Annotated in this window: 22 protein-coding genes and 2 pseudogenes; 15 read left to right on the forward strand and 9 right to left on the reverse strand. The window is 70.8% G+C overall.

Annotation, left to right across the window (positions count from 1 at the left end):
• A partial coding sequence (locus ACIBK5_RS42020) for a cbb3-type cytochrome c oxidase subunit I (protein WP_399028663.1) occupies positions 1–224 on the reverse strand: 224 nt, incomplete at its 3' end.
• A 105-nt stretch (positions 225–329) separates the two neighbouring features.
• Between ACIBK5_RS42020 and ACIBK5_RS42025 the strand changes: the two genes are divergently transcribed.
• Together ACIBK5_RS42025 and ACIBK5_RS42030 are read left to right on the forward strand one after the other, a co-directional pair.
• A complete protein-coding gene (locus tag ACIBK5_RS42025) occupies positions 330–881 on the forward strand; it encodes an RNA polymerase sigma factor (protein WP_399028515.1) in 552 nt (183 codons plus the stop codon).
• A 200-nt stretch (positions 882–1,081) separates the two neighbouring features.
• Entirely contained in the window at positions 1,082–2,080 is a 999-nt protein-coding gene (locus ACIBK5_RS42030; RefSeq protein ID WP_399028518.1) for a CU044_5270 family protein, read from the forward strand.
• Positions 2,081–2,101: 21 nt separating this feature from the next.
• Here ACIBK5_RS42030 and ACIBK5_RS42035 read toward each other — a convergent pair whose 3' ends face one another.
• Together ACIBK5_RS42035 and ACIBK5_RS42040 are read right to left on the reverse strand one after the other, a co-directional pair.
• Entirely contained in the window at positions 2,102–2,467 is a 366-nt protein-coding gene (locus tag ACIBK5_RS42035) for a nuclear transport factor 2 family protein (protein ID WP_399028520.1), read from the reverse strand.
• Between the two features lie 124 nt (positions 2,468–2,591).
• Complete coding sequence (locus tag ACIBK5_RS42040) at positions 2,592–4,346, reverse strand: ABC transporter ATP-binding protein (protein ID WP_399028522.1); 1,755 nt, start codon at positions 4,344–4,346, stop codon at positions 2,592–2,594.
• A 181-nt stretch (positions 4,347–4,527) separates the two neighbouring features.
• Between ACIBK5_RS42040 and ACIBK5_RS42045 the strand changes: the two genes are divergently transcribed.
• The 7 genes and pseudogenes from ACIBK5_RS42045 (at position 4,528) to ACIBK5_RS42075 (ending at position 10,758) form a co-directional block, all read left to right on the forward strand.
• Positions 4,528–5,616, forward strand: coding sequence for an S-(hydroxymethyl)mycothiol dehydrogenase (locus ACIBK5_RS42045; protein WP_399028524.1), 1,089 nt, complete (start codon positions 4,528–4,530; stop codon positions 5,614–5,616).
• Positions 5,616–6,245: an MBL fold metallo-hydrolase gene (locus ACIBK5_RS42050; RefSeq protein ID WP_399028526.1), complete on the forward strand. Its 630-nt coding sequence runs from the start codon at positions 5,616–5,618 to the stop codon at positions 6,243–6,245. The genes ACIBK5_RS42045 and ACIBK5_RS42050 overlap by 1 nt, the downstream gene beginning before the upstream one ends.
• 90 nt (positions 6,246–6,335) lie before the next feature.
• Positions 6,336–7,250 (forward strand): SDR family oxidoreductase, encoded by a 915-nt coding sequence (locus ACIBK5_RS42055; RefSeq protein ID WP_399028528.1) that lies wholly within the window; start codon positions 6,336–6,338, stop codon positions 7,248–7,250.
• A gap of 28 nt (positions 7,251–7,278) precedes the next feature.
• Positions 7,279–7,752, forward strand: a pseudogene (locus ACIBK5_RS42060) (SDR family NAD(P)-dependent oxidoreductase); the annotation flags it as partial.
• Positions 7,753–8,342: 590 nt separating this feature from the next.
• Positions 8,343–9,572: an IS110 family transposase gene (locus ACIBK5_RS42065; protein ID WP_399028530.1), complete on the forward strand. Its 1,230-nt coding sequence runs from the start codon at positions 8,343–8,345 to the stop codon at positions 9,570–9,572.
• Positions 9,573–9,594: 22 nt separating this feature from the next.
• Positions 9,595–9,906 (forward strand): annotated as a pseudogene (locus ACIBK5_RS42070) (SDR family oxidoreductase); the annotation flags it as partial.
• A 156-nt stretch (positions 9,907–10,062) separates the two neighbouring features.
• Positions 10,063–10,758: a L,D-transpeptidase family protein gene (locus tag ACIBK5_RS42075; protein WP_399028532.1), complete on the forward strand. Its 696-nt coding sequence runs from the start codon at positions 10,063–10,065 to the stop codon at positions 10,756–10,758.
• A 26-nt stretch (positions 10,759–10,784) separates the two neighbouring features.
• Here the strand turns inward: ACIBK5_RS42075 and ACIBK5_RS42080 are convergent, their stop codons facing one another.
• The 4 genes from ACIBK5_RS42080 to ACIBK5_RS42095 are packed head-to-tail and all read right to left on the reverse strand — an operon-like array spanning position 10,785 to position 15,281.
• The gene (locus tag ACIBK5_RS42080) at positions 10,785–11,984 is read right to left on the reverse strand and encodes a Gfo/Idh/MocA family protein (RefSeq protein WP_399028534.1); all 1,200 of its coding nucleotides are present in this window, start codon (positions 11,982–11,984) and stop codon (positions 10,785–10,787) included.
• Between the two features lie 29 nt (positions 11,985–12,013).
• Positions 12,014–13,363 carry an ABC transporter substrate-binding protein gene (locus ACIBK5_RS42085; RefSeq protein ID WP_399028536.1) on the reverse strand — a complete coding sequence of 450 codons (1,350 nt, stop codon included), beginning with the start codon at positions 13,361–13,363 and terminating at the stop codon, positions 12,014–12,016.
• A gap of 10 nt (positions 13,364–13,373) precedes the next feature.
• Complete coding sequence (locus tag ACIBK5_RS42090; RefSeq protein ID WP_399028538.1) at positions 13,374–14,297, reverse strand: carbohydrate ABC transporter permease; 924 nt, start codon at positions 14,295–14,297, stop codon at positions 13,374–13,376.
• An 18-nt stretch (positions 14,298–14,315) separates the two neighbouring features.
• Complete coding sequence (locus tag ACIBK5_RS42095) at positions 14,316–15,281, reverse strand: carbohydrate ABC transporter permease (RefSeq protein WP_399028540.1); 966 nt, start codon at positions 15,279–15,281, stop codon at positions 14,316–14,318.
• A gap of 171 nt (positions 15,282–15,452) precedes the next feature.
• Between ACIBK5_RS42095 and ACIBK5_RS42100 the strand changes: the two genes are divergently transcribed.
• From ACIBK5_RS42100 to ACIBK5_RS42110, 3 genes are all read left to right on the forward strand, one after another.
• Positions 15,453–16,613 (forward strand): ROK family protein, encoded by a 1,161-nt coding sequence (locus ACIBK5_RS42100; RefSeq protein ID WP_399028542.1) that lies wholly within the window; start codon positions 15,453–15,455, stop codon positions 16,611–16,613.
• A gap of 100 nt (positions 16,614–16,713) precedes the next feature.
• Complete coding sequence (locus ACIBK5_RS42105; protein ID WP_399028544.1) at positions 16,714–16,899, forward strand: hypothetical protein; 186 nt, start codon at positions 16,714–16,716, stop codon at positions 16,897–16,899.
• A gap of 75 nt (positions 16,900–16,974) precedes the next feature.
• On the forward strand, positions 16,975–17,820 hold the full coding sequence (locus tag ACIBK5_RS42110; RefSeq protein ID WP_399028546.1) for an EamA family transporter: 846 nt from the start codon (positions 16,975–16,977) through the stop codon (positions 17,818–17,820).
• A gap of 38 nt (positions 17,821–17,858) precedes the next feature.
• Here ACIBK5_RS42110 and ACIBK5_RS42115 read toward each other — a convergent pair whose 3' ends face one another.
• Both ACIBK5_RS42115 and ACIBK5_RS42120 read right to left on the reverse strand, forming a co-directional pair.
• Positions 17,859–19,196: a S1 family peptidase gene (locus ACIBK5_RS42115; RefSeq protein ID WP_399028548.1), complete on the reverse strand. Its 1,338-nt coding sequence runs from the start codon at positions 19,194–19,196 to the stop codon at positions 17,859–17,861.
• A gap of 97 nt (positions 19,197–19,293) precedes the next feature.
• A complete protein-coding gene (locus ACIBK5_RS42120) occupies positions 19,294–20,328 on the reverse strand; it encodes a hypothetical protein (RefSeq protein ID WP_399028550.1) in 1,035 nt (344 codons plus the stop codon).
• 24 nt (positions 20,329–20,352) lie between these two features.
• Between ACIBK5_RS42120 and ACIBK5_RS42125 the strand changes: the two genes are divergently transcribed.
• From ACIBK5_RS42125 to ACIBK5_RS42135, 3 genes are all read left to right on the forward strand, one after another.
• Positions 20,353–21,531, forward strand: a complete 1,179-nt coding sequence (locus tag ACIBK5_RS42125; RefSeq protein WP_399028552.1) for a MalY/PatB family protein — start codon at positions 20,353–20,355, stop codon at positions 21,529–21,531.
• A 243-nt stretch (positions 21,532–21,774) separates the two neighbouring features.
• Entirely contained in the window at positions 21,775–22,161 is a 387-nt protein-coding gene (locus ACIBK5_RS42130; RefSeq protein WP_399028554.1) for a PPOX class F420-dependent oxidoreductase, read from the forward strand.
• Between the two features lie 69 nt (positions 22,162–22,230).
• A complete protein-coding gene (locus ACIBK5_RS42135; protein ID WP_399028556.1) occupies positions 22,231–23,592 on the forward strand; it encodes a Gfo/Idh/MocA family protein in 1,362 nt (453 codons plus the stop codon).
• Positions 23,593–23,603: the final 11 nt, after the last annotated feature.

The following is a 23,603-nucleotide window of genomic DNA, read 5'->3' on the forward strand; positions in this document are numbered from 1 at the left end:
GCGAACAGCGGCGTCGCGAACATCAGCAGCATGATCGTGCCGTGCATCGTGAACGCCTGGTTGAACTGCTCGTTCGACATGATCTGCAGACCCGGCCGGGCCAGCTCGGCGCGCATGAACAGCGCCATCACGCCACCGATGACGAAGAACGCGAACGACGTCGCCAGATACAGCGTGCCGATCGTCTTGTGATCCGTGGTCGTCAGCCACTTGAGGTGCCTCATACCCCGCCTGTGTCCGAGCCCCGCCCGGACGTCACACTGCACGCACGCGACGAGAATCACGAAAACGGGTGTGACGATCGAGAAGGTGCCGGACACGAACGGGACATGAGCAACGACGAGATCTTCGCCGCTGCCTACCGCGAGCACTACTGGGCGGTCAGCCGCTATGTCGCGAGGCGACTGGACGGGCGGGCCGGCGAAGTGGAGGAAGTGGTGGCGGAGGTGTTCACGGTCGCCTGGCGCCGCCGGGCCGACCTGCCGCCCTCCCCGCTGCCCTGGCTGTACGGCGTGGCCCGCAACTGCCTGGCCAACGCGGTGCGCGGGCACGGGCGCCGCCGCCGGCTCGTCGACCGGCTCGGCAACGACGACACGGCTCATGGGCGGCACATCGCGGTGGGACCCGAGGCCGACACACCCGGCGCCTGGGTCCACGAGGCACTCTCCCGTCTCTCCGCGTCCGACCAGGAGGTGCTGCGCCTGACGGCCTGGGAGGAACTCGGTGTCGACGAGGTCGCGGTCGCCCTCGGCTGCGGCAGCCGGGCCGCCGCCATGCGGCTGCACCGGGCACGCCGCCGCCTGAGAACCGAGATCGACCGCATGGCACCCGAGCACGCCAAGGCCGACGCGCACTGCGTGGGAGGGCGGGACGATGACTGACGCGTCTTCCGGGTCGACCGGCGGTATCCGGCACCGTGCCTCGTGTCCGTCGCCGCCGACGACGGACGGGTGCGCCGCGTCGAGGGCCGTCCCTCGTCGCGCCCGCACCGCCTCCCCTGGCGAGGCCCCCACGGCCGGCTGGGCCGGCGCCCCGCGCCCCCTGCCCGCCCCCCGCATGACCGCCCCGAAGGAACACGGCCATGGCTGACGAACTCGAACTGCTGCGCGGCGCCAACCCGGTGCCGCACGACGGCCCCCACTTCGGCGACGGCCCCCTGGACCACGACGCCGAGCGCGGGCTCGAGCAGCTGCTGCGTCAGCGGCCCTCCGGCCGTCCGCGGAACCGGCTGCTGCCGGGCCCGGGCCGGCCCCGGCTGGCCTGGGGGCTCGTGGCCACGGCCGTCGTCGCCGCCCTGACCCTCACCCTCGTGCTGAGCGGCCCGGACACCACACCGGCGGTCGCCGCACCTCGCCCGCTGGTGGTGCAGTCCGGCTCCACACCCGTGCCCCTGGACCGGCTGGCCGAGCGGGCCGAGCAGGCCGCGGCGGACGGCTCGCCCCGTCTGCGCAAGGGCACCCACGTGCAGTCCTGGAGCTTGGGCATGTCGGACGGCAAACCCCCGATCACCCTGCCCGAGGAGCGCATCGTGCGCTGGCGGGCCGATGCCGGCCACACCGAACTCGTCGTGGCCACCGACCCGAGGCATCCGGGCCGCCCGGTCCTCTCCGACGCGGGCGGCGAGCCACACCTCGTCGAGGACGGGCACGTCATCAGCGACCGGACCTACCCGCCGAGCTGGAGCGACGCCCCGCCCCAGTCTCCTCCGCCGCGCGACCCCGCACGGCTGCGCGCCTATCTGACGGAGGCCCAGTACACCGACGGGGCGCTGACCCCGCCCCAACTGCTCGACGCCGTCGAGGTACTGCTCGACCACTGGACCCTCGGAGCCCGGGAGACCGCGGCGCTCGTCCGGCTCCTGGCCGACGCCGAGGGGCTGCGGCCGGTCGGCCAGGTGACCGACCGGCTGGGCCGGCGCGGCCAGGCGTACGTGTACGACGGCTCCGGCGTCCGCCACATGCTGATCACGGACCCGGCCACCGGCGCCGTCCTCGGCCTCGAGAGCACGTTCACCGCCGACGAACCGGAGTACGGCGTCAAGAAGGGCGACGTCATGTCGTACAGCGCCTGGATGCGCTGATGATCACACACCGGGCGGACGCTACTCGTCCCAGGCCTGGATCAGGGTCTGTTCGGTGATCTTTCCGCCGCGCAGCGAGATCATGGACTCGGACAGTACGCGCACGCCGTCCGCGTACTGGCAGCTCTCGCTGTAGGCGGCCTCGTCGCCCTGGACGACGCACCGCTCCATCTTGTGCGTCATGTCGCGGCTGTAGACGTCCTCCAGCATCCGGCCGATCTCGTCCCGGCCGTGCAGGACCTTGGGGTGGCTGGGCTGGGTCGTGCGGTCCACGATGCGCAGTTCCGCGTCGTCGGCGTAGAGGGAGAGCAGAACTTCGGGGGTCTGTCCTTCCACGCCCCGGCGCAGGGTGTCTCGGTCGAAGGCGGGGTCTGCCGCGGTTCCCATGATGACCTCCTTCGAAGGGCCGCGACCCGACGGGGAGCGGGCCGCGAGAAGTCTCACCCTTGAGCCTCCTCCCGCCCGCCGCGCTCGGCAAGCGCAGCCGGGTCACCGGCCCTGACACAAGGGCTCAGTCGGCCGCGGCCAGGAACTGGGTCGCCGCCAGCTCCGCGTAGAGGGGGTCGGAGGTCACGAGTTCGCGGTGGGTGCCGACGGCCCGGACCCGGCCCGCGTCCATCACCACGATCCGGTCGGCCATCGTCACCGTGGACAGCCGGTGCGCCACGACGAGCACCGTGGTCGTACGGGCCACGTCCGCGACGGTGTCGCGCAGCGCTGCCTCGTTCACCGCGTCCAGCTGCGAGGTCGCCTCGTCGAGCAGCAGCAGCCGGGGGCGGCGCAGCAGGGCGCGGGCGATGGCGACGCGCTGCCGCTCACCGCCCGACAGTTTGGTGCCGCGGTGTCCGACGAGCGTGTCGAGCCCCGCGGGCAGCCGGGACACCAGACCGTCGAGACGGGTCGTCTTCAGCACCCGCGCGAGCGCGTCCTCGTCCGCCTCCGGGTTGCCCAGCAGCAGGTTGTCCCGCAGCGAGCCCGACAGGACCGGCGCGTCCTGCTCCACATAGCCGATCGCGGCCCGCAGTCGGGTCAGCTCCCAGTCGGACAGATCCCGGCCGTCGAGCGTGATCACGCCGGAGTCGGGGTCGTAGAACCGCTCGATCAGCGAGAAGACGGTGGTCTTGCCTGCGCCGGACGGGCCCACGAACGCCGTCATGCCCTGCGCGGGCACGGTGAACGTCACGCCGTGATGGACGTACGGCAGGTCCTCGGCATAGCGGAAGCGGACGTCGTCGAAGGCGAGGGCGGCGGGCTCCGCGCCGGGGGAGGGCAGCGGCGCGAACCGGGCGGACGGCTCGGCCGGCAGGCGCAGCGCCTCCTGCATGCGGGTGAGGGCCGCGGCGCCCGTCTGGTACTGCGTGACGGCGCCGACGACCTGCTGTATCGGCGACATCAGATAGAAGACGTACAGCAGGAACGCGACCAGCGTGCCCACGTCGACCGCGCCGGTCGCGACGCGGGCGCCGCCCACCGCGAGCACCGTGATGAAGGCGACCTGCATGGAGAGCCCCGCCGTGTTGCCCGCGGCCGCCGACCACTTGGCGGCCCGCACGCTCTGCCGCCAGGACTCCTCGGCCGCCTCGTGCAGCGTGTTCTCCTCACGGTGTTCGGCGCCGGACGCCTTCACGGTGCGCAGGGCGCCGAGGACCCGCTCCAGCGAGGCACCCATGACACCCACCGCGTCCTGCGCCCGCCGGCTCGCCTTGTTGATGCGCGGCACGATCACGCCGAGGATCACCGCCGCTCCCGCGATCACGGCCAGTGTGACGCCCAGCAGCACGACATCCACCAGGCCCATCATCACGATCGTCGCGACGAGCGTGAGTCCGCCCGTGCCCAGACCGACCAGCGAGTTGGTGGTGACCTGGCGCAGCAGCGTGGTGTCGGAGGTGATGCGGGCCATCAGATCCCCGGGTTCGCTGCGGTCCACGGCCGTGATCCGCAGCCGCAGCAGATACGACGACAGGGCACGCCGGGCGCCGAGCACCACCGACTCGGCGGTGCGCTGCAGCACATACGAACCGAGTGCCCCCACCACCGCGTTGGCCAGCACCAGCGCCGACATCGCCAGCAGCGCTCCCGTGATGGCCCGCTCGTGCGAGAGGTCGTCGATCAGGCCCTTGGCCACCAGCGGCAGCAGCAGCCCGGTCGCCCCGGTGACCAGCGAGAGCACGGCACCGGCGGCCAGCGACCAGCGGTGCGGCCGGACATATCCGAGGAGCAGCCGCCAGGGAGGCACGGGGGTATCGGTCTCTGCGAGGCTCACGTCGCTCCTTCGGCGTCGGGCGGAGCGTTCAGGCTACGGCTCGGGCCTCGTGCGGTGCCCGGTATTTCGCCGGTGGGCGAACTCGTGATCATGCGTCTGAGGTGGCCGATCCGTGCCCCTTACCGATCAGTCGCGCGTAGGGTCGGAAGGGACGGATCCGGCCGACGAAGGAGTCAGCGCGATGGCGCAGGAAGTACGCGGTGTGATCGCACCAGGCAAGGACGAGCCGGTGCGGATCGAGACGATCGTGGTGCCCGACCCCGGCCCCGGAGAGGCGGTCGTGCGCGTCCAGGCCTGCGGGGTGTGCCACACCGACCTGCACTACAAGCAGGGCGGCATCAACGACGAGTTCCCCTTCCTGCTCGGCCATGAGGCCGCGGGCGTGGTCGAGGCGGTCGGCGACGGTGTCACCGACGTCGCGCCCGGCGACTTCGTGATCCTCAACTGGCGTGCGGTGTGCGGGACATGCCGGGCCTGTCTGCGCGGGCGGCCCTGGTACTGCTTCGACACCCACAACGCCGGGCAGAAGATGACCCTCGCCTCGACCGGGCAGGAGCTCTCCCCGGCCCTCGGCATCGGCGCCTTCGCCGAGAAGACGCTGGTCGCCGCCGGGCAGTGCACCAAGGTCGCCCCGGAGGTCGCCCCGCAGGTGGCCGGGCTGCTCGGCTGCGGTGTCATGGCCGGCATCGGTGCCGCGATCAACACCGGCCAGGTCGGCCGGGGCGACACGGTCGCCGTCATCGGCTGCGGCGGCGTCGGTGACGCGGCCGTCGCCGGGTCGCAGCTGGCCGGAGCGGCGCGGATCATCGCCGTCGACATCGACGACCGCAAGCTGGAGACCGCCCGGACGATGGGCGCCACCCACACCGTCAACTCACGCGAGACCGACCCGGTCGAGGCCATCCGCGAACTCACCGGCGGCTTCGGCGCCGACGTCGTCATCGAGGCGGTCGGCCGCCCGGAGACGTACAAGCAGGCCTTCTACGCCCGCGACCTCGCCGGAACGGTCGTCCTCGTCGGCGTGCCCACCCCGGAGATGAAGCTCGAACTGCCGCTGCTCGACGTCTTCGGCCGCGGCGGATCGCTCAAGTCGAGCTGGTACGGCGACTGTCTGCCCTCCCGCGACTTCCCCATGCTGATCGACCTGCATCTGCAAGGGCGCCTGGACCTCGGGGCGTTCGTCACCGAGACCATCCAGCTCGACGAGGTGGAGAAGGCGTTCGAGCGGATGCACCACGGCGACGTGCTGCGCTCGGTGGTGGTGCTCTGATGACCACCCGAGTCGAACACCTCGTCACCTCCGGCCAGTTCAGCCTCGACGGCGGCACCTGGGACGTCGACAACAACGTGTGGATCGTCGGCGACGACCACGAGGCGATCGTCATCGACGCCGCCCACGACGCCGACGCCATCGCCCGGGCCGTCGGGGACCGCAGGCTCACCGCCATCGTGTGCACCCACGCCCACAACGACCACATCGACGCCGCCCCCGCCCTCGCCGAGCGCACCGGCGCCACGATCTGGCTGCACCACGACGACCTGCCGCTGTGGAAGCAGACCCACCCGGACCGGGAGCCCGACGCCTGGCTCGTCGACGGCCAGACGATCGAGGCGGGCGGCGCCGACCTGCGCGTCCTGCACACCCCGGGGCACGCGCCCGGCGCGGTGTGTCTGTACGACCCCGGGCTTGCCACCGTCTTCACCGGCGACACGCTGTTCCAGGGCGGCCCCGGAGCCACCGGCCGGTCCTTCTCGCATTTCCCGACGATCATCGACTCGATCCGCGACCGGCTGCTCACGCTGCCGCCCGAGACGAAGGTCCGCACCGGGCACGGAGACTCCACGACCGTCGGCGCCGAGGCCCCGCAGTTGCAGGAGTGGATCGCCCGGGGTCACTGACCGCGTGTCGCCGGCAAAAGGCGACAGAAGATGTCCGGCTTACCCGTCACTCTCGAAGCACCACGCATTCACGGCAACGGGAGGTCGGACATGTCAGCTCCGCTGAAGGACAAGGTCGCACTGGTCGCCGGTGCGACCCGGGGCGCGGGACGGGGCATGGCGGTGGAACTCGGCGCGGCGGGCGCCACCGTCTACGTCACCGGACGCAGCACGCGCACCCGCCGCTCCGAGTACGACCGGCCCGAGACCATCGAGGACACCGCCGACCTGGTCACCGAGGCCGGCGGACACGGCATCGCCGTCCCCACGGACCACCTCGACCCCGCGCAGGTCCGCACCCTCGTGGAGCGGATCGACGGCGAGCAGGGCCGCCTCGACATCCTCGTCAACGACATCTGGGGCGGCGAGAAGCTCTTCGCATGGGACGCCCCGCTCTGGGAGCACGACCTCGACAACGGGCTGCACCTGCTCCGGCTCGCCGTCGAGACCCACGCGATCACCAGCCACCACGCCCTGCCCCTGCTGCTGCGTCACCCCGGCGGCCTGGTCGTCGAGGTCACCGACGGCACCGCCGACTACAACCGCGACAACTACCGCGTGAGCTTCTTCTACGACCTCGCCAAGACGTCCGTCCTGCGCATGGCCTTCGCCCTCGGCCACGAGCTCGGCCCGCGCGGCGCCACCGCCGTCGCCCTCACCCCCGGCTGGCTTCGCTCGGAGATCATGCTGGAGGTCTTCGAGGTGCAGGAGGAGAACTGGCGCGACGCCCTGGAGCGCGTCCCCCACTTCGCCATCTCGGAGACCCCGCGCTACGTCGGCCGGGCCGTGGCCGCGCTCGCCGCCGACCCGGACGTGGCGCGCTGGAACGGCCAGTCCCTCTCCAGCGGCGGCCTCGCCCAGGTGTACGGCTTCACCGACCTCGACGGCAGCCGCCCGGACGCCTGGCGCTACCTCGTCGAGGTCCAGGACGCGGGCAAGCCGGCCGACACGAGCGGCTACCGCTGAGCCACCCCCGGGGCAGTACGGTCGGCCCATGACGGACACCAGGCGCTTCGAGGGATACGGGGTTCTCATCACCGGCGGGGCACGCGGCATCGGCGCCGCCACCGCCCGCCGGTTCGCGCGGGAGGGCGCACGGGTCCTGGTGGCCGACCAGGACCCGGCCGCGGCCACCCGGACCGCGCGGGCCCTGCGGGACGAGGGGCTCACCGCCGAGGGCATCGAGTGCGACGTGGCCGACCGGGCGGCCGCCGAGGCCGCCGTCGCCCACGCCGTCCACACCTTCGGTTCGCTCGACGTGCTGGTCAACAGCGCCGCCCACTGCTCGCCCGACGCGCCTCTCTTCGAGGACGAGCCGGACGAGTCGTGGGCGCGCGACCTCGACGTCACCCTGTCCGGCGCGTACCGCTGCTGCCGTGCCGCGCTGCCGCACCTGGCCGCCTCGGGCCGCGGCGCCGTCGTCTCCATCGGCTCGGTCAACGGGCTCCAGGACTTCGGCAACCACGCCTAATCCTCACGTAAGGACGGGCCGGGCCAGTGCTTTACCCCCCGGACTGTTCGAACAGCAGGGCTGTCATGCCTGTACTCAGCCAGGCACTCGGTGTTTCAGAAGAGAGCGGCGGGCAGCCCTGCGGCTTGTGGTGACGGCCTGGCGGGTGCGGAGCGGATGCCTGAATCACGCCGGGCTTTGACGCCTCGCTGTAGACCGCGCGGCGTTCGGCACCTGCTCGGCCGTCCACCGCTGGCATCCATGGTGCGGATGTTGATGCTCATCGGTCCTGGACACACGCCTTAGCCACACCTGGGTTCATGGGCCCTTTACGCAGAGTGGCGGTGTCCAGGACTGTTGAGCGTCAACACCCGCGCCTTGATCACTCGTTGGTGTTGGTGGTGCGAGCCCGCTGCATGGTGACCTCTTGTGAAGCCCGAGCCGTCTGAGCTCCTGCAATAGACCGAGGCCCGTGGGGCGAGCTGGTGCCACGAACAGCTACTGAGGTGGCGGACCGGCCAACGAGGCTGAGTCCTGGGATTAGGTCGCTGCGTGGTTCCGCATGAGCTCGTGACCAGCATGAACAGCGCACTCTGGGGAGGAACATTTTGATCTACTGCGGCATCGACTGGGCCGAGAAGACGCACGACGTCGCCCTGGTCGACGACAGCGGCCAGTTACTGGCCAAGCGGCACATCACCGACGACGCTGCAGGCTACAAGATCCTGCTGGACCTGTTGGTCGAGTACGGCGACGGCGAGGAGAACCCGATCCCGGTCGCGATCGAGACCTCGCGCGGCCTGCTCGTGGCCGTGCTGAGGACCGGCAAGCGGCAGGTGTTCGCGATCAACCCGATGGCCGCCGCCCGCTACCGCGACCGGCACTCGGTCTCACGCAAAAAGTCCGACCCCGGCGACGCCCTGGTGCTGGCCAACATCCTGCGGACCGACATGCACGCCCACCGTCCGCTGCCAGGCGACAGCGACCTCGGCCGGGCCGTCGCCGTCCTCGCCCGTGCTCAGCAGGACTCACTCTGGAACCGGCAGCAGCTGTCCAACCAGCTCCGTTCGCTGCTGCGGGAGTACTACCCGGCCGCCCTCGCGGCCTTCGAGCCCTGGCGCAACGGCCTGTGCCGGCCGGAGGCCCGGGAGCTTCTGAAGGCGGCCCCGACACCGACCCGGGCCGCGGGGCTGACCCGCACGCAGCTGGAGGCCGCGCTCAAGCGGGCCGGCCGCAAGCGCGGAATCGCCCCCGAGGCTGAGCGGCTCCGAGGAGTCTTCCGCGGCGACTACGCTCACCAGCCGCCGCTGGTCGAGGACGCGCTGGGCAAGCAAATGCTCGCGCTCCTGGTCCAGTTGGAGGCCGCCTGCACCGCCACCGACGACCTCGCCGAGGCGGTCGAAGAGGCTTTCCCTCAGCACCCGGACGCTGAGATCATCCTCAGCTTCCCCGGCCTCGGCGTCCAGCTCGGCGCCCGGGTGCTCGCCGAGATCGGAGACGACCGGTCCCGCTTCGCGGACGCCCGCGGCCTCAAGGCATACGCCGGCGCCTCGCCTATCACCAGGGCCTCCGGCAAGAAGTCGAGCATCACCCGCCGATGGGTCAAGAACGACCGCCTCAACGCCGCTGGCTACCTCTGGGCCTTCGCCTCCATCACCGCCTCACCCGGCGCCAAGACCCACTACCGGCGCCGCCGCGACGACCACGCAGACTGGCATGCAGCAGCCCAGCGCAACCTCTTCAACCGCATGATCGGCCAGCTCTACCACTGCCTCCAGAACCGCAAACTGTTCGATGAAGACACCGCCTTCCCGACCGCTCTCGCCGCAGCTGCTTGACACGTTGAGCGCCTGAGGTGTCTACAGCGCCGCCAAGGCCGGCCTGGGCTCCCTGACCCGCACCCTCGCCGGTCACGCCGCCGCGCGCGGTGTCCGCGTCAACCTGGTGGTGCCGGGCACCGTCCGCACCACCGCCTGGGAGGGCCGCGACGAGGACCTGGAGGCGCTGCGCCGGCTGTACCCCCTGGGCCGGGTCGGCGAACCGGAGGACATCGCGGCGGCCGTCACCTTCCTCGCCTCGTCCGACGCCTCCTGGATCACCGGCACCACCCTGGTCGTCGACGGCGGCCTCACCGCCGTCAACACCGGCTTTCACGACGCCCTGCGCCCCTAGCGGGGCCGTGCCGCGCAGCGCTTCCCCCCGGTCGCCGCGCGGTGAGGTATGTCACCGTTTCGTCGCAGGCCGAATCCCCGCACAACCGAAGCCGCCCTCCGCCCGTCTAGCTGGCAGAACACCGCAGACTCACTCCGCGAAAGGGCATGACGAGCCATGGGGGACGTACGCAGACGGGGAGCCGTCGCACTCGGGATCACCGGCCTGGTGGCACCGCTCACACTCGCGCTCGGCGCCACCCCGGCGCAGGCCGCGAGCTGCACCACACAGACCGGCCCGTACCAGAAGCAGGTGGAGAAGTTCCTCGGCCGTCCGGTCGACGGCAAGCAGTCCGCCACCGACTGCAAGGCGATCCGCGCCTTCCAGACCAAGCACGGCATCTCCCCGAACGCCGGCTACGCCGGACCCGTCACCTGGGGCGTGATGGACCTGATGCTGAAGCAGAAGGCCGTCGGGACGAACCCCAACAAGGACGGCAAATGCCCGGTCAACAAGGGCCGGATCGCCTGTGTGAACCTGACCCTCCAGCTGAGCTGGATCCAGGACGGCAAGAAGCTCGTCTACGGTCCCGTCCCGGTCCGCACGGGCCGTGACGGCGACGAGACCCGCACGGGCCTGAAGAAGATCTACTGGCGCAACATCGACCACGTCTCCTCCATCTACGACGTGCCGATGCCCTACGCCCAGTTCTTCGACGGCGGCCAGGCCTTCCACTCGGTCGGCATCAGCGTGTGGAACCCGCCGGGCTCGCACGGCTGCGTCAACATGACCAAGACCGACGCCAAGAAGTACTGGTCGCTGCTGAAGAAGAACGACGACGTCTTCGTCTACGGCCGCAAGCCGGGCACCTGATCCAGGCACCCGGCCCGCACCGGCCCCTACTGCGGCGCGTCCCCGAAGTCGGGGATCTCCAGCCGCACCCCGCCCTGCCGCGCGGACTCGTGCGCGATGATGCCCGGCAAGGTGTAGCGGGCGGCCACCCACGCGTTCACCGACGGCAGGGTGCGCGAGTTGACCGCGGTCACGAAGTCGTCCACCAGGAAGTGGTGGCTGCCCTCGTGGCCGTTGTGCAGATTGTCGAACTCCCTCGGCAGCCGCTCCCGGTCGTGCACGGGCGCCGACCCGGAGGTGAAGGCGGCCCACAGCTCCGGCGCGATGTGCTTTAGCGACGGGTCGTCGGGAGCCATGGTGGGCTTGGGTTCCAGCAGTTCGCTGATGTCCTTCACGCCCTGCTTGTCCTGCCACAGGGCGACCGTGGCGAGCTGCTCCATGCTCGCCTCGGTGCCGAAGAAGCGGAAGCGCGACTCCCGGATATGCGAGGGGTAGCCGACCCGCCGGAACTCGTTCGTACGGAACGAGCCGCCGCCGGCGACCTCGAACAGCGCGGTGGCGTTGGAGAAGTCGTTGCCGAACTGGCTGACGTCCTTGTCGAAGACGCCGTCGCCCCGGTCGTCCAGGACACCGATCGCGGACACGCTGACGGCGTGCGTCTGCCAGGCGCCCAGCACCCCGCCGATCGCGTGCGTCGGGTACAGCAGCGGGGGATAGCTGGCGGTGGCCTTCCAGTTCTCGCCGCCGCTGTACTGGTAGGCCTCGTAGAAGCCCAGGTCCATGTCGTGGACGTAGTCGCCCTCGGCGTAGAAGAGCCGCCCGAAGGCGCCCTCGGCTATCTGGTTGCGGGCGTGGACGGTCGCCGGGTTGTACTCGCTGGTCTCGCCCATCATGTAGGTCAGGCCGGTGGCCTTGACCGTGTCGATGATCGCCGCGATCTCCTCCGTGCTGATCGCCATGGGGACCGCGGAGTACACGTGCTTGCCGGCGTTGAGGCCCTGGAGCACCAGCGGGCCGTGCGTCCAGCGCTGGGTGAAGATCGCGACCGCGTCGACCTCCTCCGACTCCAGCATGGCCTGGTACGACGGGAAGGTGCCGGCCAGCCCCTGGGCGGAGGCGAGTTGCTCGGCCCGCTCGGGCAGCAGGTCGGTGACGTAGACGTCGCTGACGCCGGGGTGGGCCTGGAACAGGGTGGCGAACTGGCCCGAGAACTGTCCGGCGCCGACGATGCCGATGGAGAACGTCATGTGAGGCGTGCCCTTCACTGGTCGGGTGATCACTGCGAGAGGATCAGGTTGATCTGGTCGTTGGTCTGGTCGAGGCTGCTGACGGGCTTTCCGTTGCCGTAGATGTCCTCCATCGCCGGCTGCATGAGCGCCGTCATGTCGGCGGAGTAGCTGGCGATCGGGTACGAGAACGTCCGGAAGCGCTTCTTGTCGGCCACGGGGTCGGTGAACGACGAGACGTCGATGCCCTTCTTCTTGTACGCGGCGACCGCGGCCTCGGTCCCGGCCGCGGTGGCGGGGAAGACGACGCCGGCTTCGCCGACGACGGTCTGGCACTTGTCCGAGGCCAGATACGCCACCCACTTCTTGGCGCCCGTCTTGTTCCGGGAGGCTTTCGTGACGGAGTCGGCGAGGCCGTTCATCATGGTGGCGCGCTTGCCGGTCGGGCCGGCCGGGGTCAGGGCGGTCCTCATCTCCCGGCCTTTGAAGCCCGCATAGGTGGAGATCATCCAGGCCCCGTCGAACGCGGTGGCCGCCTTGCCCGCGGCGATCTGGGTGTTCTGCTGGTTGGACTGGATGTTGTAGTCCGACAGGGGCGGCATGTAGCCCTTCTTCGCCAGTCCGAAGTACCACTCGACGACCGACTGGAAGGTCTTGCTGTCGTACTGGTACTTCGTGCCCCAGCGCGGCTTGTTCAGAAAGTTCCACCCGGCGGAGCCGGTGAAGGGGCTCCACTGCGTCTGGCCGTCGCCGAAGCCGCCGCCGCCCGTGGCCATGCCGTACACCTTGACGTTGTTCTTGTCGAAGCCCGGCTCGTCGCCCCGCTTGCCCTTCCTGTCGATCGTCAGGTGGGCGATGGCCTTCTCGAAGGTGCCGCCGTCCTTCGGGTTCCAGGACAGGCTGTTCAGCTGATCGGCGGTCAGCCCGGCCTCCTCGGCCATCTTCGAGTTGTAGAACAGCGAGACGGTGTCCCAGTCCTTGGGAGCGCCGTAGCGGTGGCCGTCCTTGCCGACCCAGTTGGCGGCGAGGCCCGGCTGGTAGTCGGAGTCCTTGATGCCGAGGTCGTCGAGCGGTTCGAGGACCTTCAGATCGGAGAACTGGCCGAAGTTCTGGATGTGGTCGGTGAACACGTCCGGGGCGGTGCCCGCGATGAACCCGGCGGTGAGCTTGGTCCAGTAGTCGCTCCAGCCCAACTGCGTGATCTTCACCTTCAGTCCCGGGTTCTCCTTCTCGAACCCCTTGGCACAGGCCTGGTAGGCGGGCAGCTGGTTGGCGTCCCACAGCCAGTACGTGACCGTGTTCGCGGAGGATCCGGCGGCGCCTGACTGCGCGCATCCGCTGACCAGGGACAGCGCCAGCGCTCCGGTCGCCGCGACGAGCGGACGAAGTCGAATTCGCATCACAGTCCCCTTACTTGATCCCGGTGAAGCCGATGGAGCTGACGATGCGGCGCGCGAAGCAGGCGAACAGCACCAGCATCGGCAGCGCGGCGATCAGCGTCGCCGCCATGAGCCCGGACCAGTCGACACCGGTCGCCGGGGTCTGGGCCCGGAAGACCGCGAGCGCCACGGTCAGCACGCGTGAGCTGTCGCTGTACGAGACCATCAGCGGCCAGAAGTAGTCGTTCCAGGAGGTGATGTACGTCAGCACGCCCAGCGTGATGATCGGCGTGGACGCCATCGGCAGCACCACCCGGAAGAAGATCTTGATCTTCCCGGCGCCGTCGAGCAGGGCGGCCTCCTCGACCTCACTGGGGATGTTCATGAAGAACTGGCGCAGGAAGAACACCGCGAACGGCGTCATGAACATGGTGGGCAGCGCGATACCGAGGAGCGTGTCGATCAGGTGGAGTTGCTTGATGAGCACGAAGTTCGGCAGCAGGGTGAAGATGGCCGGCACCATCATCCCGGCCAGGAACAGGCCGAACACCTTGTCCCGCCCGCGCCAGCGCAGCCGCGAGAAGGCGTACGCGGCCATCGCGGAGAAGAAGATCTGACAGCCGGTGATCAGGGTCGAGACCAGCACGGAGTTGAGCAGATAGCGCCAGAAGTCGAGTCCGCCGCCCGCGCCGCCCTGTTTGACGGCCTCCTCGGCCGACTGCATGCCCAGGGCCCGCTCGAATCCGCTCGTGGTGAGGTCCACCGGCAGCGGGTTGGTCGGGTCGGCGCTCAGGCCGGCGTTGGTGGAGAGCGCGGTGCGCAGGATCCAGTAGAACGGCAGCAGAGTGATGAGGACGATCAGTCCCATCACGGTCCAGGCGGCGGCCCGCCCGAAGGGGAACCTGCGCCGGACCGGCCGCAGGGTCGTAGGCGTCGTTGTCGTCACGGTGGCCATGTCGGTGTCTCCCTTCCGTCAGCCGAGATCGGTCCGGCCGGCCCGGGTGAGCCGGTACTGGAGGATGGTGATCGCGCTCAGCACGACCAGCAGGGCGACGGACATGGCCGAGGCGTAGCCGAACTGGAAGCGCCCGAAGGCGGAGCCGTAGATGTAGAACTGGAGCACGTTGGTCGCGTTCGCCGGACCGCCCGCGGTGGTCACCGCGACGGTGTCGAACACCTGGAACGACCCGATCACCGTCATGATCAGCACGACCGCGAGGATCGGCCGCAGCAGCGGCATGGTGATCCGCCAGAACATCCGCCACTCGCTCGCGCCGTCCACCCTGGCCGCCTCGTACATGTCGTTCGGGATCGCCTGGAGGCCGGCGAAGAGCAGCAGGGCGGTGTAGCCGACGTGCCGCCACACGTTGATGAGCGCGATCGTCGGGATCGCCCAGGTCTCGTCGGCGAGGAACGGGATGCGGTCGGCGCCGAGAGCGCTGATGATCTCGTTGCCGATGCCGAGCTGCGTGTCGAGGATCCAGAGCCAGACGAGGCCGGCCACGACGTTCGACATCAGATACGGCGTGAGCACGATCCCGCGCAGCATGGCCGACTGGGTCAGCCGCTGCAGGAGGACGGCCATGGCGAGAGCCGCGACCGTCTGCACGCCGATGTTGATGACGACGTACTCGACGGTGACCCACAGCGAGTCCCAGAAGATGGGGTCGTTGACCATGCGGACGTAGTTGTCCAGGCCCACCCACTCCGCCGGCGTCAGCAGGTTGAAGCGGGTGAAGCTCAGATAGATGCCCCGGAGCGTCGGCCAGAGCAGGAAGACCAGGAAGCCGAGCAGCGCCGGCGCGATGAACACCGCGGCCAGCCGTCCGTCTCCCTGGTTGTCCCCCACGGTGGTCCGGCGTGTCCTGGGTTTGCTGCGTGCCTCCGTGGCGCCGCCCGCGGGCAGACGTGACGGAGGACTGCTGGAGGCGATGGTCATCGGGCGACTCCCTCGCATACGGCGGCTCGTCCTCTGGCGGGACTTACTTTTGGTGCGAAACAATTGCTGCGTCAAGGGGTGCGCAAACATCTTTTCCCAGGAACCGTCATCGCCTTAGAGTGGTCATGTTGGTTTCGGTGTGAAAAAAAGGCTGAGGGGAGTCGGACGTACATGACCGCAGGCACCGCCGGCTGGCTGCCGCTGAGCGCGGGGGAGCGCTCCGTGGCGATCGAAGTGCTCGTCCACGGCCCGCTGTCCCGGACCGAGCTCGCCCGGAGGCTGGGCCTGTCGGCCGGCAGTCTCACCCGGCTGACCAAGCCGCTGATCGAGTCCAACCTGCTGATCGAGGCGGCCGAGGCCGGAGCGCCGGCGGAGGCCCGCCAGGGACGTCCCTCACAGCCGCTGGACGTGGTCGCCGACTCCGGGTCCTTCCTCGGCTTCAAGATCACCGAGGACACGGTCTACTGCGTCGTCACCACGCTCCGCAGCCACATCGTCGCCCGCCACGACCGTCCGCTCACCACCCACGACCCCGCCGAGGTCGCCGACGTGCTCGGCGCGATGACCGCCGAACTGGCCGCCGAGCACCCCCGGCTCGCCGGGATCGGCATCGGGGTCGGCGGCTTCGTGCGGGACCGTGCCGTGGTCGGTGAGTCCCCCTTCCTGCTGTGGCGGGACGTCCCCCTCGCCGAACTCGTCGAGGAGCGCACTGGACTGCCCGTGGTAGTCGAGAACGACGTCGCCGCCCTGGTCGAGGCCGAGACCTGGTTCGGCGCCGGGCGCGGTCTTGACCGCTTCGTCGTCCTCACCATCGGCGCCGGCATCGGCTACGGGCTCGTCCTGGGCGGCAAGCGGGTGTCCTGCGCCGAGGAGGACCGCGGCTTCGGCCGTCACTGGATCGTGGACCCGGGCGGCCCGCTCACCCCGGACGGCCGGCGCGGCAGCGCCGTCTCGCTGCTGACCATCCCCAACATCCGCTACCAGGTCCAGGCCGCCACCGGCCGCGACCGGACCTACGAGGAGATCCTCGCGCTGGCCGCCGCCGGGGAGCCGATGCCCGCCCGGGTCGTCGGCGAGGCCGCACGCGCGCTGGGCACGCTCGTCGCCCAGATCTCCAACTTCGTGATGCCGCAGAAGATCCTGCTGGCGGGGGAGGGGGTCGGGCTGATGGATGTGGCGGGCGACACGGTCGAGGAGGCCGTCCGCGACAACCGGCATCCGCTGGCCGCGCCGGTCGATCTCGAGACGAAGGTGTCCGATTTTCACGACTGGGCGCGCGGTGCCGCCGTGTTGGCTATCAAGGTGCTGGTCCTGGGATCGGCCGAAGCGTGAACAGCCTCACGTTTACCGGGAGATGGACGTGATCAGTAACACTGTCCGGAATGCCCGTTTGGCTCGTGATTACTCACATCGTCTTCACGTCCGGGATCGTATGCTTCACATCATGTCCACCACTGTTGAATCCTCTTCCGAGCGATCGGCTGACGAGGTCAACGAGGAGATCCGGGCCCTGTGGCGCCGGTCGGGCGGGACACTGAGCGTCGAGCAGCGCGAGCAGTACCAGCGGCTCGTCCTGGAGTGGGCCGCCGCGGCCCCGCAGCCCGCGCCCGCGGCCTGAGCGTCAGCCAGGTCCGCTGACGCATCGGACCCTCGTCCCAGGGCACCCCTGATCCAATGGGTGCCCTTCTCGCACTTGCCTCGGCCGTCGTCTACGGCATCGTCGTCCCCCAAGCTCTCGGCTTCGCTCGAGCAGGGCGGTGCCCCCATCGCCGGCGGCCTGCTGTCCCGGCACATCCACCACACCGCTGTCACCTTCCTGGGCCAGCTCGGCGGGCTGTTGCTCGCCTGCGTTGCCGCGCTCCTCATGCCCTCCGACGCCGTCCACACGGCCGACCTGCTGTGGGGCGCGCTGTCCGGCGTCGGCAGCGCCTTCGCCATGCGGTTCCTCAACCGTGGGCTGAGCGGCGGTGCGATGACGGTCGTGGTGCCCCTGAGCGCCGTCACCGGCGTCGCGCTGTCGGTGCTGTGCGGGGTGCTCGTCCTCGGCGACCGTCCGGGCACCCTGGCCTGGCTCGGCATCGCCGTGACGGTGCCCTCGTTGTGGTTCGTGTCCGGGGGCAGGGCCGGTTCGGGGAAGGGAACGGCGGACGGACTGCTCGCCAGCACGGGCGTGGCCGTGCAGTATCTCGCCCTCGGCCAGGCCGGTCCGGGAAGCGGGCTGTGGCCCGTCGCCGCGGGCCGAGCCGCCGCCGTCCTCGTCCTCCTGCCGGACGCCGCACGCCATGCCCGCCGGCTGAAGCTGCCGCCGGTCCGCCGCGTCCAGGCCCTCGCCATCGGCGCCGGCGCCGCACTGGGCCTCGTGCTGTATCTGCTCGCCGCCCAGCGGCAGTTGCTGGCCGTCGCCGTCGTCCTCGCCTCCCTCTACCCGGCCCTGCCCGTCGTCCTCGGTCTCGCGCTCCTGCACGAGCGGATCAGTGGCCGTCAGGCGATGGGGCTGCTGGGGGCGGGAGTCGCGACCGTGCTGCTCACCCTGGGGTGAGGGGAACACCCACCGCGGAGCGCCCCCGTTTCCCGGGCTCATCCCCAAGTGGCCGAGTAGTACCGCTGATACGCCTTGCGGTCCTGCTCCGAGCGGATCCAGCGGGTCGCCACCAGAGCGAGGAGACTGCCCGCGATGACCAGCAGACCGGGGCCGACGTTGCGCGGGTCGGTGAGCCGGGTCACCAGGCTCGACACGTCCTCGCCCGTCACCGGCGCCGACGAGCCGGGTGAGGCGGCACCCGAGGCCGACGGCGCGGGCGCGGTGCCACCGGCCTGCTTGGCCACGATCAGCTTGACTCCCAGCTCGGTCAGCGCCTTCGTCACCGGCTGGAAGAACGTCGTACCGCCTGCCTGGCAGTCCCCGCTGCCGCCCGAGGTCACGCCGAGCGCGATGCCGTCGGCGAACATCGGGCCACCGCTGTCGCCCGGTTCGGCGCACACATTCGTCTCGATCAGCCCGGTGACCGTGCCCTCGGGGTAGTTGACCGTCGCGTTCAGCGCGGTCACCTCGCCCTCGCGCAGGCCGCTGGTGCTGCCGCTGCGGAAGATCTTCTCCCCGACCTCGGCATCGGCCACACCCGTGATCCGCACGCCCTCGTCCTCGCCGACCGCCACGACCTCCGCACCCTTGCCGGCCTTGCCGCTGTCGTACTTCACCAGGGAGTAGTCGTCGCCGGGGAAGCTCCCCCGCTGCGATGTGCCGACCTGATCGCGGCCCCGGTCGTCGGAGAACCAGACGGAACCGTCGGGTCCGCAGTGTCCCGCCGTGAGGATGTAGTCGGTCGTCCCGTCGGTCACGTTGAAGCCCGCCGAACAGCGCCCGGCGGTCGACAGGATCGGCTCCGCGCCGTTGATCCGTGTGGTGAACGTGCCCTCGGTGCGCTCCATGCGCACGAATCCGCCGATGCCGTCCGCGACATCCGTCAGCCGGGACCAGTCGGAGGAGGAGACGGTGCTGTCGCCCCGTACGACCACCTTGTTGTTCTTGTAGTCCAGTGCCCAGGAGGTTCCCGCCACTCTGGGTGCCGAACGCAGCGTCGCGGTGGCCGACTTGAGGTCACTCATACTGTGGCTGACCATCTTCGCCTGGGCGCCGGCCCGTTTGACCTCGGCGGCCGCCTTCTCGTCGGTGACCGCGACGACCGGCCGCCCGGACGCGTCGACCCAGCTGCCCGCCGTGCGCGCGGTCCCGAGCCGGGACACCAGGTCGGTGCCCATGCCCGTCCCGGGCTTCGCCGAGTAGGGGACGCCGACGGACGCGTCGGGGGGCTCGCTCGCCACAGCGCTGGTGACCATCGTTCCTCCGAGGAGGAGTCCGCCGACGGCCGCCAGCTGTGTCACTCGCCGGACGACCCGTCGTCGTGCGTGCCTCATGCATGGCTCCCGAACCCGAACATCGCGGTGCGAACACCGCGGGGCCCTCCTGGAGTTGAGCGCCCTGTTCTCCATACGGAGCGGAGCCGCGCCGTGTTCAGCGCGCGCGTGATCTCTTCACCGCCGGTCCGGTGACCGGAGCGGCCGGGGTGGCGAGCAGGGCCAGGCTGCGGGTGTCGCCCCACACCGAGGCCGGATCGACGTAGGGCCGCAGCAGGGCGGTGAGCGCGGGGTCCCCGCGTCCGTTCAGCTCGTCGGAGGCGATCTTGCGGGCGATCCCGGCCAGGAAGTCCGCCACCTGCACCCGCGCGTCCTCACGCGCGACGACGAGCCGCAGCCCGGCCAGACCGGCCCCCGCCCGCCGGGCCGCCTCCTCGATCCACGCGATGCGGTCGGGCGTCAGCATGTTCTGCCGGTCGTGCACCAGACGGACCTCCCGCCCGTCCCCGCTCCACAGCGCGGCCGTCCGCACGATCGCCGGGAGCAGTGGGTTGAGCACCGGGATCAGGGGCGGTCCGTCCAGGAAGTCCGCCCGATAGGACACCGCGCGGGGCCGGGTCGCCCCGAGCCGGTCCAGCACCCTCCCCGCGTCGGTACGCGGATGCGCCTGGCGCAGGGCGTCGACCGTGTCGTAGAACCCTTCGACAGGGGCGCCCGGCTCTCCGTTGTTGCGGACCCGCAGCAACTGGTTGGCCGCCTCCAGGAACGCCCGCCAGCCCTCTTCCCCGAAGGTCCGGCGTCCCTCGCGGAACAGGACGACGGCCGCGCCCGGGTCGCCCAGCAGCAGCCCGGCCGCCCGGTCCACCACGAAGAACGTCTTCTCCATGAGATGCACCCGCGCCCGCCCGTGCATCGGCCCCTCCGGCACCAGCAGCCACTCCAGCACCGCGCGGTGCTTCTCCCGCAGCAGATGGTTCGCCTTGTACTCCTCCGCGGGCGAACGGATCCGGTCCCGGATCTCCCGTACGGCCGCCGCTGCCGAGGCCACCGACAGCGAGACACTGGCGTGCGCGAACACGTCCGTGTTCCCGCCGGTGAGGTTCTCGCCGTCCGACCCCGACTCGTCGCAGGCGATCTCCAGGAACGGGCCCGCCGGCCCTCCCCGCACCCCGTCCGCAAGATTCCCGCTCACCGCGCAGCCCCCTATCGTGTGCCCATGACCAGGATCCCGCACGAGACGTCCGGTGAACCGAATCCTCTGCGAGCCCTCACCCTCGACCGCCTTCGCCGCCGCACGAGCATGAAGTGGCGCACCTACCCCGAGGACGTGCTGCCCCTGTGGGTGGCCGAGATGGACGTACCGCTCGCCGAGCCCGTCGTGCGGGCCGTCACCGACGCCCTCGACCTGGGGGACACCGGCTACCCCGCCGGTACGGCCTACGCGCAGGAGCTGGCCGCCTTCGCCGAGAAGCGGTGGAACTGGGACGGGCTCGCCGTGGAGCGCACCGCGATCGTGCCGGACGTCATGCTGGGCGTCGTCGAGATGCTGAAACTGGTCACCGGGAACGGGGACGCGGTGGTCGTGAATCCGCCGGTGTACCCGCCGTTCTACCAGTTCGTCGCGCATATGGACCGGCGCGTGGTGGAGGCGCCGCTCGGGACCGACGGGCGTATCGACCTCGGTGTCCTGGAGGAGTCGTTCCGGCAGGCCGTGGCGTCCGGGGACCGGGCCGCCTACCTGCTGTGCAGCCCCCACAACCCGACCGGCGTCGTCCACACGGCGGAGGAACTGTCCGCCGTCGCCGCGCTCGCCGAGCGGTACGGCGTGCGGGTCGTCGCCGACGAGATCCACGCGCCGCTCGTCGTCGGCGGGACGGACTTCGTGCCGTACCTGAGTGTGCCGGGCGCCGAGCGCGGCCTGTCACTGATGTCGGCCTCGAAGGCCTGGAACCTCGCCGGACTCAAGGCGGCCCTGGCCATCGCCGGGCCCGGGGCCGCCGCCGACCTGGCCCGGATGCCCGAGGAGGTCGGGCACGGCCCGAGCCATGTGGGCATCATCGCCCATACCGCCGCCCTGCGCGACGGCGGCGCCTGGCTGGACGCCCTGCTGACCGGCCTCGACAGCAACCGGCGGCTGCTCGCGGACCTGCTGGCCGAGCAGCTGCCCGCGATCCGCTACCGCCCGGGTGACGCCACCTACCTCGCATGGCTCGACTGCCGCGCGCTAGGTCTCGGCGACGACCCGGCGGACGTCTTCCTGCGGCGCGGTCGCGTGGCCCTCAACTCCGGCCTCCCCTTCGGCACCGGCGGCGCCGGGCACGTCCGCCTCAACCTGGCGGCCTCGCCCGAAGTGATCACGGAGGCGGTACGGAGAATGACCGCCGCGCTGCGCTGACCGGACGCCTGGGGCCTGTCGTTTGGATCAGGTCGCAGGGAATCGGCGGCACCTTGGCAGCGCCGGTGAGCGGGGTCTGGTGCGTGCAGCTGCAAGGCGGAGGAGGGCGTCGATGCGGAGCATCGGCAACCGACGACAACGCGGCAGATGCGCGTGCCGGGCCCCGCGTCTGCGGCGTGATCCAAACGACGGGGCCTAGGCCCCGGGGCGCGCCGCGCAGGCCGCGCTCGTACACTGCCCGCCATGGACGACAGTGCGCTGGACGAACTGGGCGCGGGCAAGTACCTGCTGATCACCAGCTACCGCAGAAACGGTACGCCGGTCGCCACCCCCGTCTGGGTGGTACGCGACGGGGACGCGCTCGGTGCCTGGACACCCGCCGGCTCCTGGAAGGTGAAGCGGATCCGCAACCGCGCCGACGTCCTGGCCGGGCCCTGCGACCTGCGCGGCAACCCGACGGGTGAGCAGCTGCCCGCGACGGCGGAGATCTGCGACCCCGCCACCACCGCCCGCTACCGGCGGCTGATCGCCCGCAAGTACGGCCTCACGGGCCGGCTCACGCTGCTCGGCAGCCGGCTGCGGCGGGGCCTGGACGGCACCGTGGGCATCCGCGTCACCCTCACTCGCTGACCAGGGCTTCAGCAAGCGCTTTCGGCGCCGGGGGAGTGGACCGCCCGTCCCCGGGAAAGGCCACCTGCCATGAGCCGAACTCCCGTCCTGCGCGCAGCCGTCGTCGGCACCGGCCACCGGGCCCAGTTGTTCACCCGGGGTCTCGCCGAACGCCCCGGCCACCTCGTGACCGCTCTCTGCGACCCCAGCCCCACCCGGATGGCCTTCCACAACCGCCTGCTGACCGAGGCCGGCGCACCCGCCGCCACCCCGTGGGAGCCCGACCGCTTCACCGGCCTGCTCGCGAAGGAGGGCATCGACGAGGTCGTCGTCACCACCGTCGACGCCGAACACGACCGCTACATCGTCCCGGCCCTGAAGGCGGGCTGCCGGGTCGTCACCGAGAAGCCGATGACCGTCGACGCCGAACGCTGCGCCCGCATCCTCGACACCGTCCGCGAGACCGGCAACTCCCTGACCGTCGCCTTCAACTACCGCTTCAACCCGGTACACGAGAAGGTCCGCGCCCTGCTGGCCGAGGGAGCGATCGGCGAGGTGCTGTCCGTCCACTTCGAGTGGCTGCTCGACGTACGGCACGGCGCCGACTACTTCCGCCGCTGGCACCGTGAGAAACACCGCAGCGGCGGCCTGATGGTGCACAAGTCCTCACACCACTTCGACCTGGTGAACTGGTGGCTCGCCGACGAGCCCCGCGAGGCCTTCGGCTACGGGCGGCTCGGCTTCTACGGCCGTACGGCGGGGGAGCGGCACGGACTGCGCCGGGAGTACGACCGCGCCCACGGCGCCGACCGGGCCGCCGACGACCCCTTCGCCCTGGACCTCGCTGCCGACGACACCCTGCGCGCCCTCTATCTGGACGCCGAGCGGGACGACGGATACCTGCGCGACCGGAACGTCTTCGACGGGCCCATCAGCATCGAGGACGACATGTCCGTCCTCGTGCGCTACTCGCGGGGCGTGACGATGACGTACCACCTGACCGCCTACTCCCCGTGGGAGGGCTACCGGGTGATGTTCAACGGCAGCGCGGGCCGGCTGGAGCTGGAGGTCGAGGAGAGCCGCTGGCAGCCGGCCTTCACCCGGGTCACCTCGGCCGCCGGAGCCCTGCACGGGGACACCGCGGCCGAGCACGCGGGCGGTGCCCGCCTCACGCTGCGCCCGCTGTGGCAGCCCCCGGTGGACGTGCCGCTCGAGGTCGCCCACGAGGCCCACGGCGGCGGCGATCCGCGCATGCTCGACGCGCTGTTCGGCCCCGCCGACCCCGCCCGCCCCGCGGACACGGCGTTGGCGGACCATCCGACGGCCACCGAGCATGACGGAGCACTGGCGCTGGCGGTCGGCCTGGCCGCTAACCGGAGCTTCGAGACGGGACGGCCGGTGCGCACCGGCGAACTGTTCGCGGGCCGGAGGGATGCCGGGATCGCGGACTGAAGGGGTGTCAG

Origin of the sequence: Streptomyces sp. NPDC050546 (assembly GCF_044457425.1) — a bacterium.
Classification (GTDB): Bacteria; Actinomycetota; Actinomycetes; order Streptomycetales; family Streptomycetaceae; genus Streptomyces.

Coding starts and splice junctions, on each gene's coding strand:
- ACIBK5_RS42025 (WP_399028515.1), top strand. CDS start 330: ATGAGCAACGACGAGATCTTCGCCGCTGCCTACCGCGAGCACTACTGG.
- ACIBK5_RS42030 (WP_399028518.1), top strand. CDS start 1,082: ATGGCTGACGAACTCGAACTGCTGCGCGGCGCCAACCCGGTGCCGCAC.
- ACIBK5_RS42035 (WP_399028520.1), bottom strand. CDS start 2,467: ATGGGAACCGCGGCAGACCCCGCCTTCGACCGAGACACCCTGCGCCGG.
- ACIBK5_RS42045 (WP_399028524.1), top strand. CDS start 4,528: ATGGCGCAGGAAGTACGCGGTGTGATCGCACCAGGCAAGGACGAGCCG.
- ACIBK5_RS42050 (WP_399028526.1), top strand. CDS start 5,616: ATGACCACCCGAGTCGAACACCTCGTCACCTCCGGCCAGTTCAGCCTC.
- ACIBK5_RS42055 (WP_399028528.1), top strand. CDS start 6,336: ATGTCAGCTCCGCTGAAGGACAAGGTCGCACTGGTCGCCGGTGCGACC.
- ACIBK5_RS42075 (WP_399028532.1), top strand. CDS start 10,063: ATGGGGGACGTACGCAGACGGGGAGCCGTCGCACTCGGGATCACCGGC.
- ACIBK5_RS42080 (WP_399028534.1), bottom strand. CDS start 11,984: ATGACGTTCTCCATCGGCATCGTCGGCGCCGGACAGTTCTCGGGCCAG.
- ACIBK5_RS42085 (WP_399028536.1), bottom strand. CDS start 13,363: ATGCGAATTCGACTTCGTCCGCTCGTCGCGGCGACCGGAGCGCTGGCG.
- ACIBK5_RS42090 (WP_399028538.1), bottom strand. CDS start 14,297: ATGGCCACCGTGACGACAACGACGCCTACGACCCTGCGGCCGGTCCGG.
- ACIBK5_RS42095 (WP_399028540.1), bottom strand. CDS start 15,281: ATGACCATCGCCTCCAGCAGTCCTCCGTCACGTCTGCCCGCGGGCGGC.
- ACIBK5_RS42100 (WP_399028542.1), top strand. CDS start 15,453: ATGACCGCAGGCACCGCCGGCTGGCTGCCGCTGAGCGCGGGGGAGCGC.
- ACIBK5_RS42105 (WP_399028544.1), top strand. CDS start 16,714: ATGCTTCACATCATGTCCACCACTGTTGAATCCTCTTCCGAGCGATCG.
- ACIBK5_RS42115 (WP_399028548.1), bottom strand. CDS start 19,196: ATGAGGCACGCACGACGACGGGTCGTCCGGCGAGTGACACAGCTGGCG.
- ACIBK5_RS42125 (WP_399028552.1), top strand. CDS start 20,353: ATGACCAGGATCCCGCACGAGACGTCCGGTGAACCGAATCCTCTGCGA.
- ACIBK5_RS42130 (WP_399028554.1), top strand. CDS start 21,775: ATGGACGACAGTGCGCTGGACGAACTGGGCGCGGGCAAGTACCTGCTG.
- ACIBK5_RS42135 (WP_399028556.1), top strand. CDS start 22,231: ATGAGCCGAACTCCCGTCCTGCGCGCAGCCGTCGTCGGCACCGGCCAC.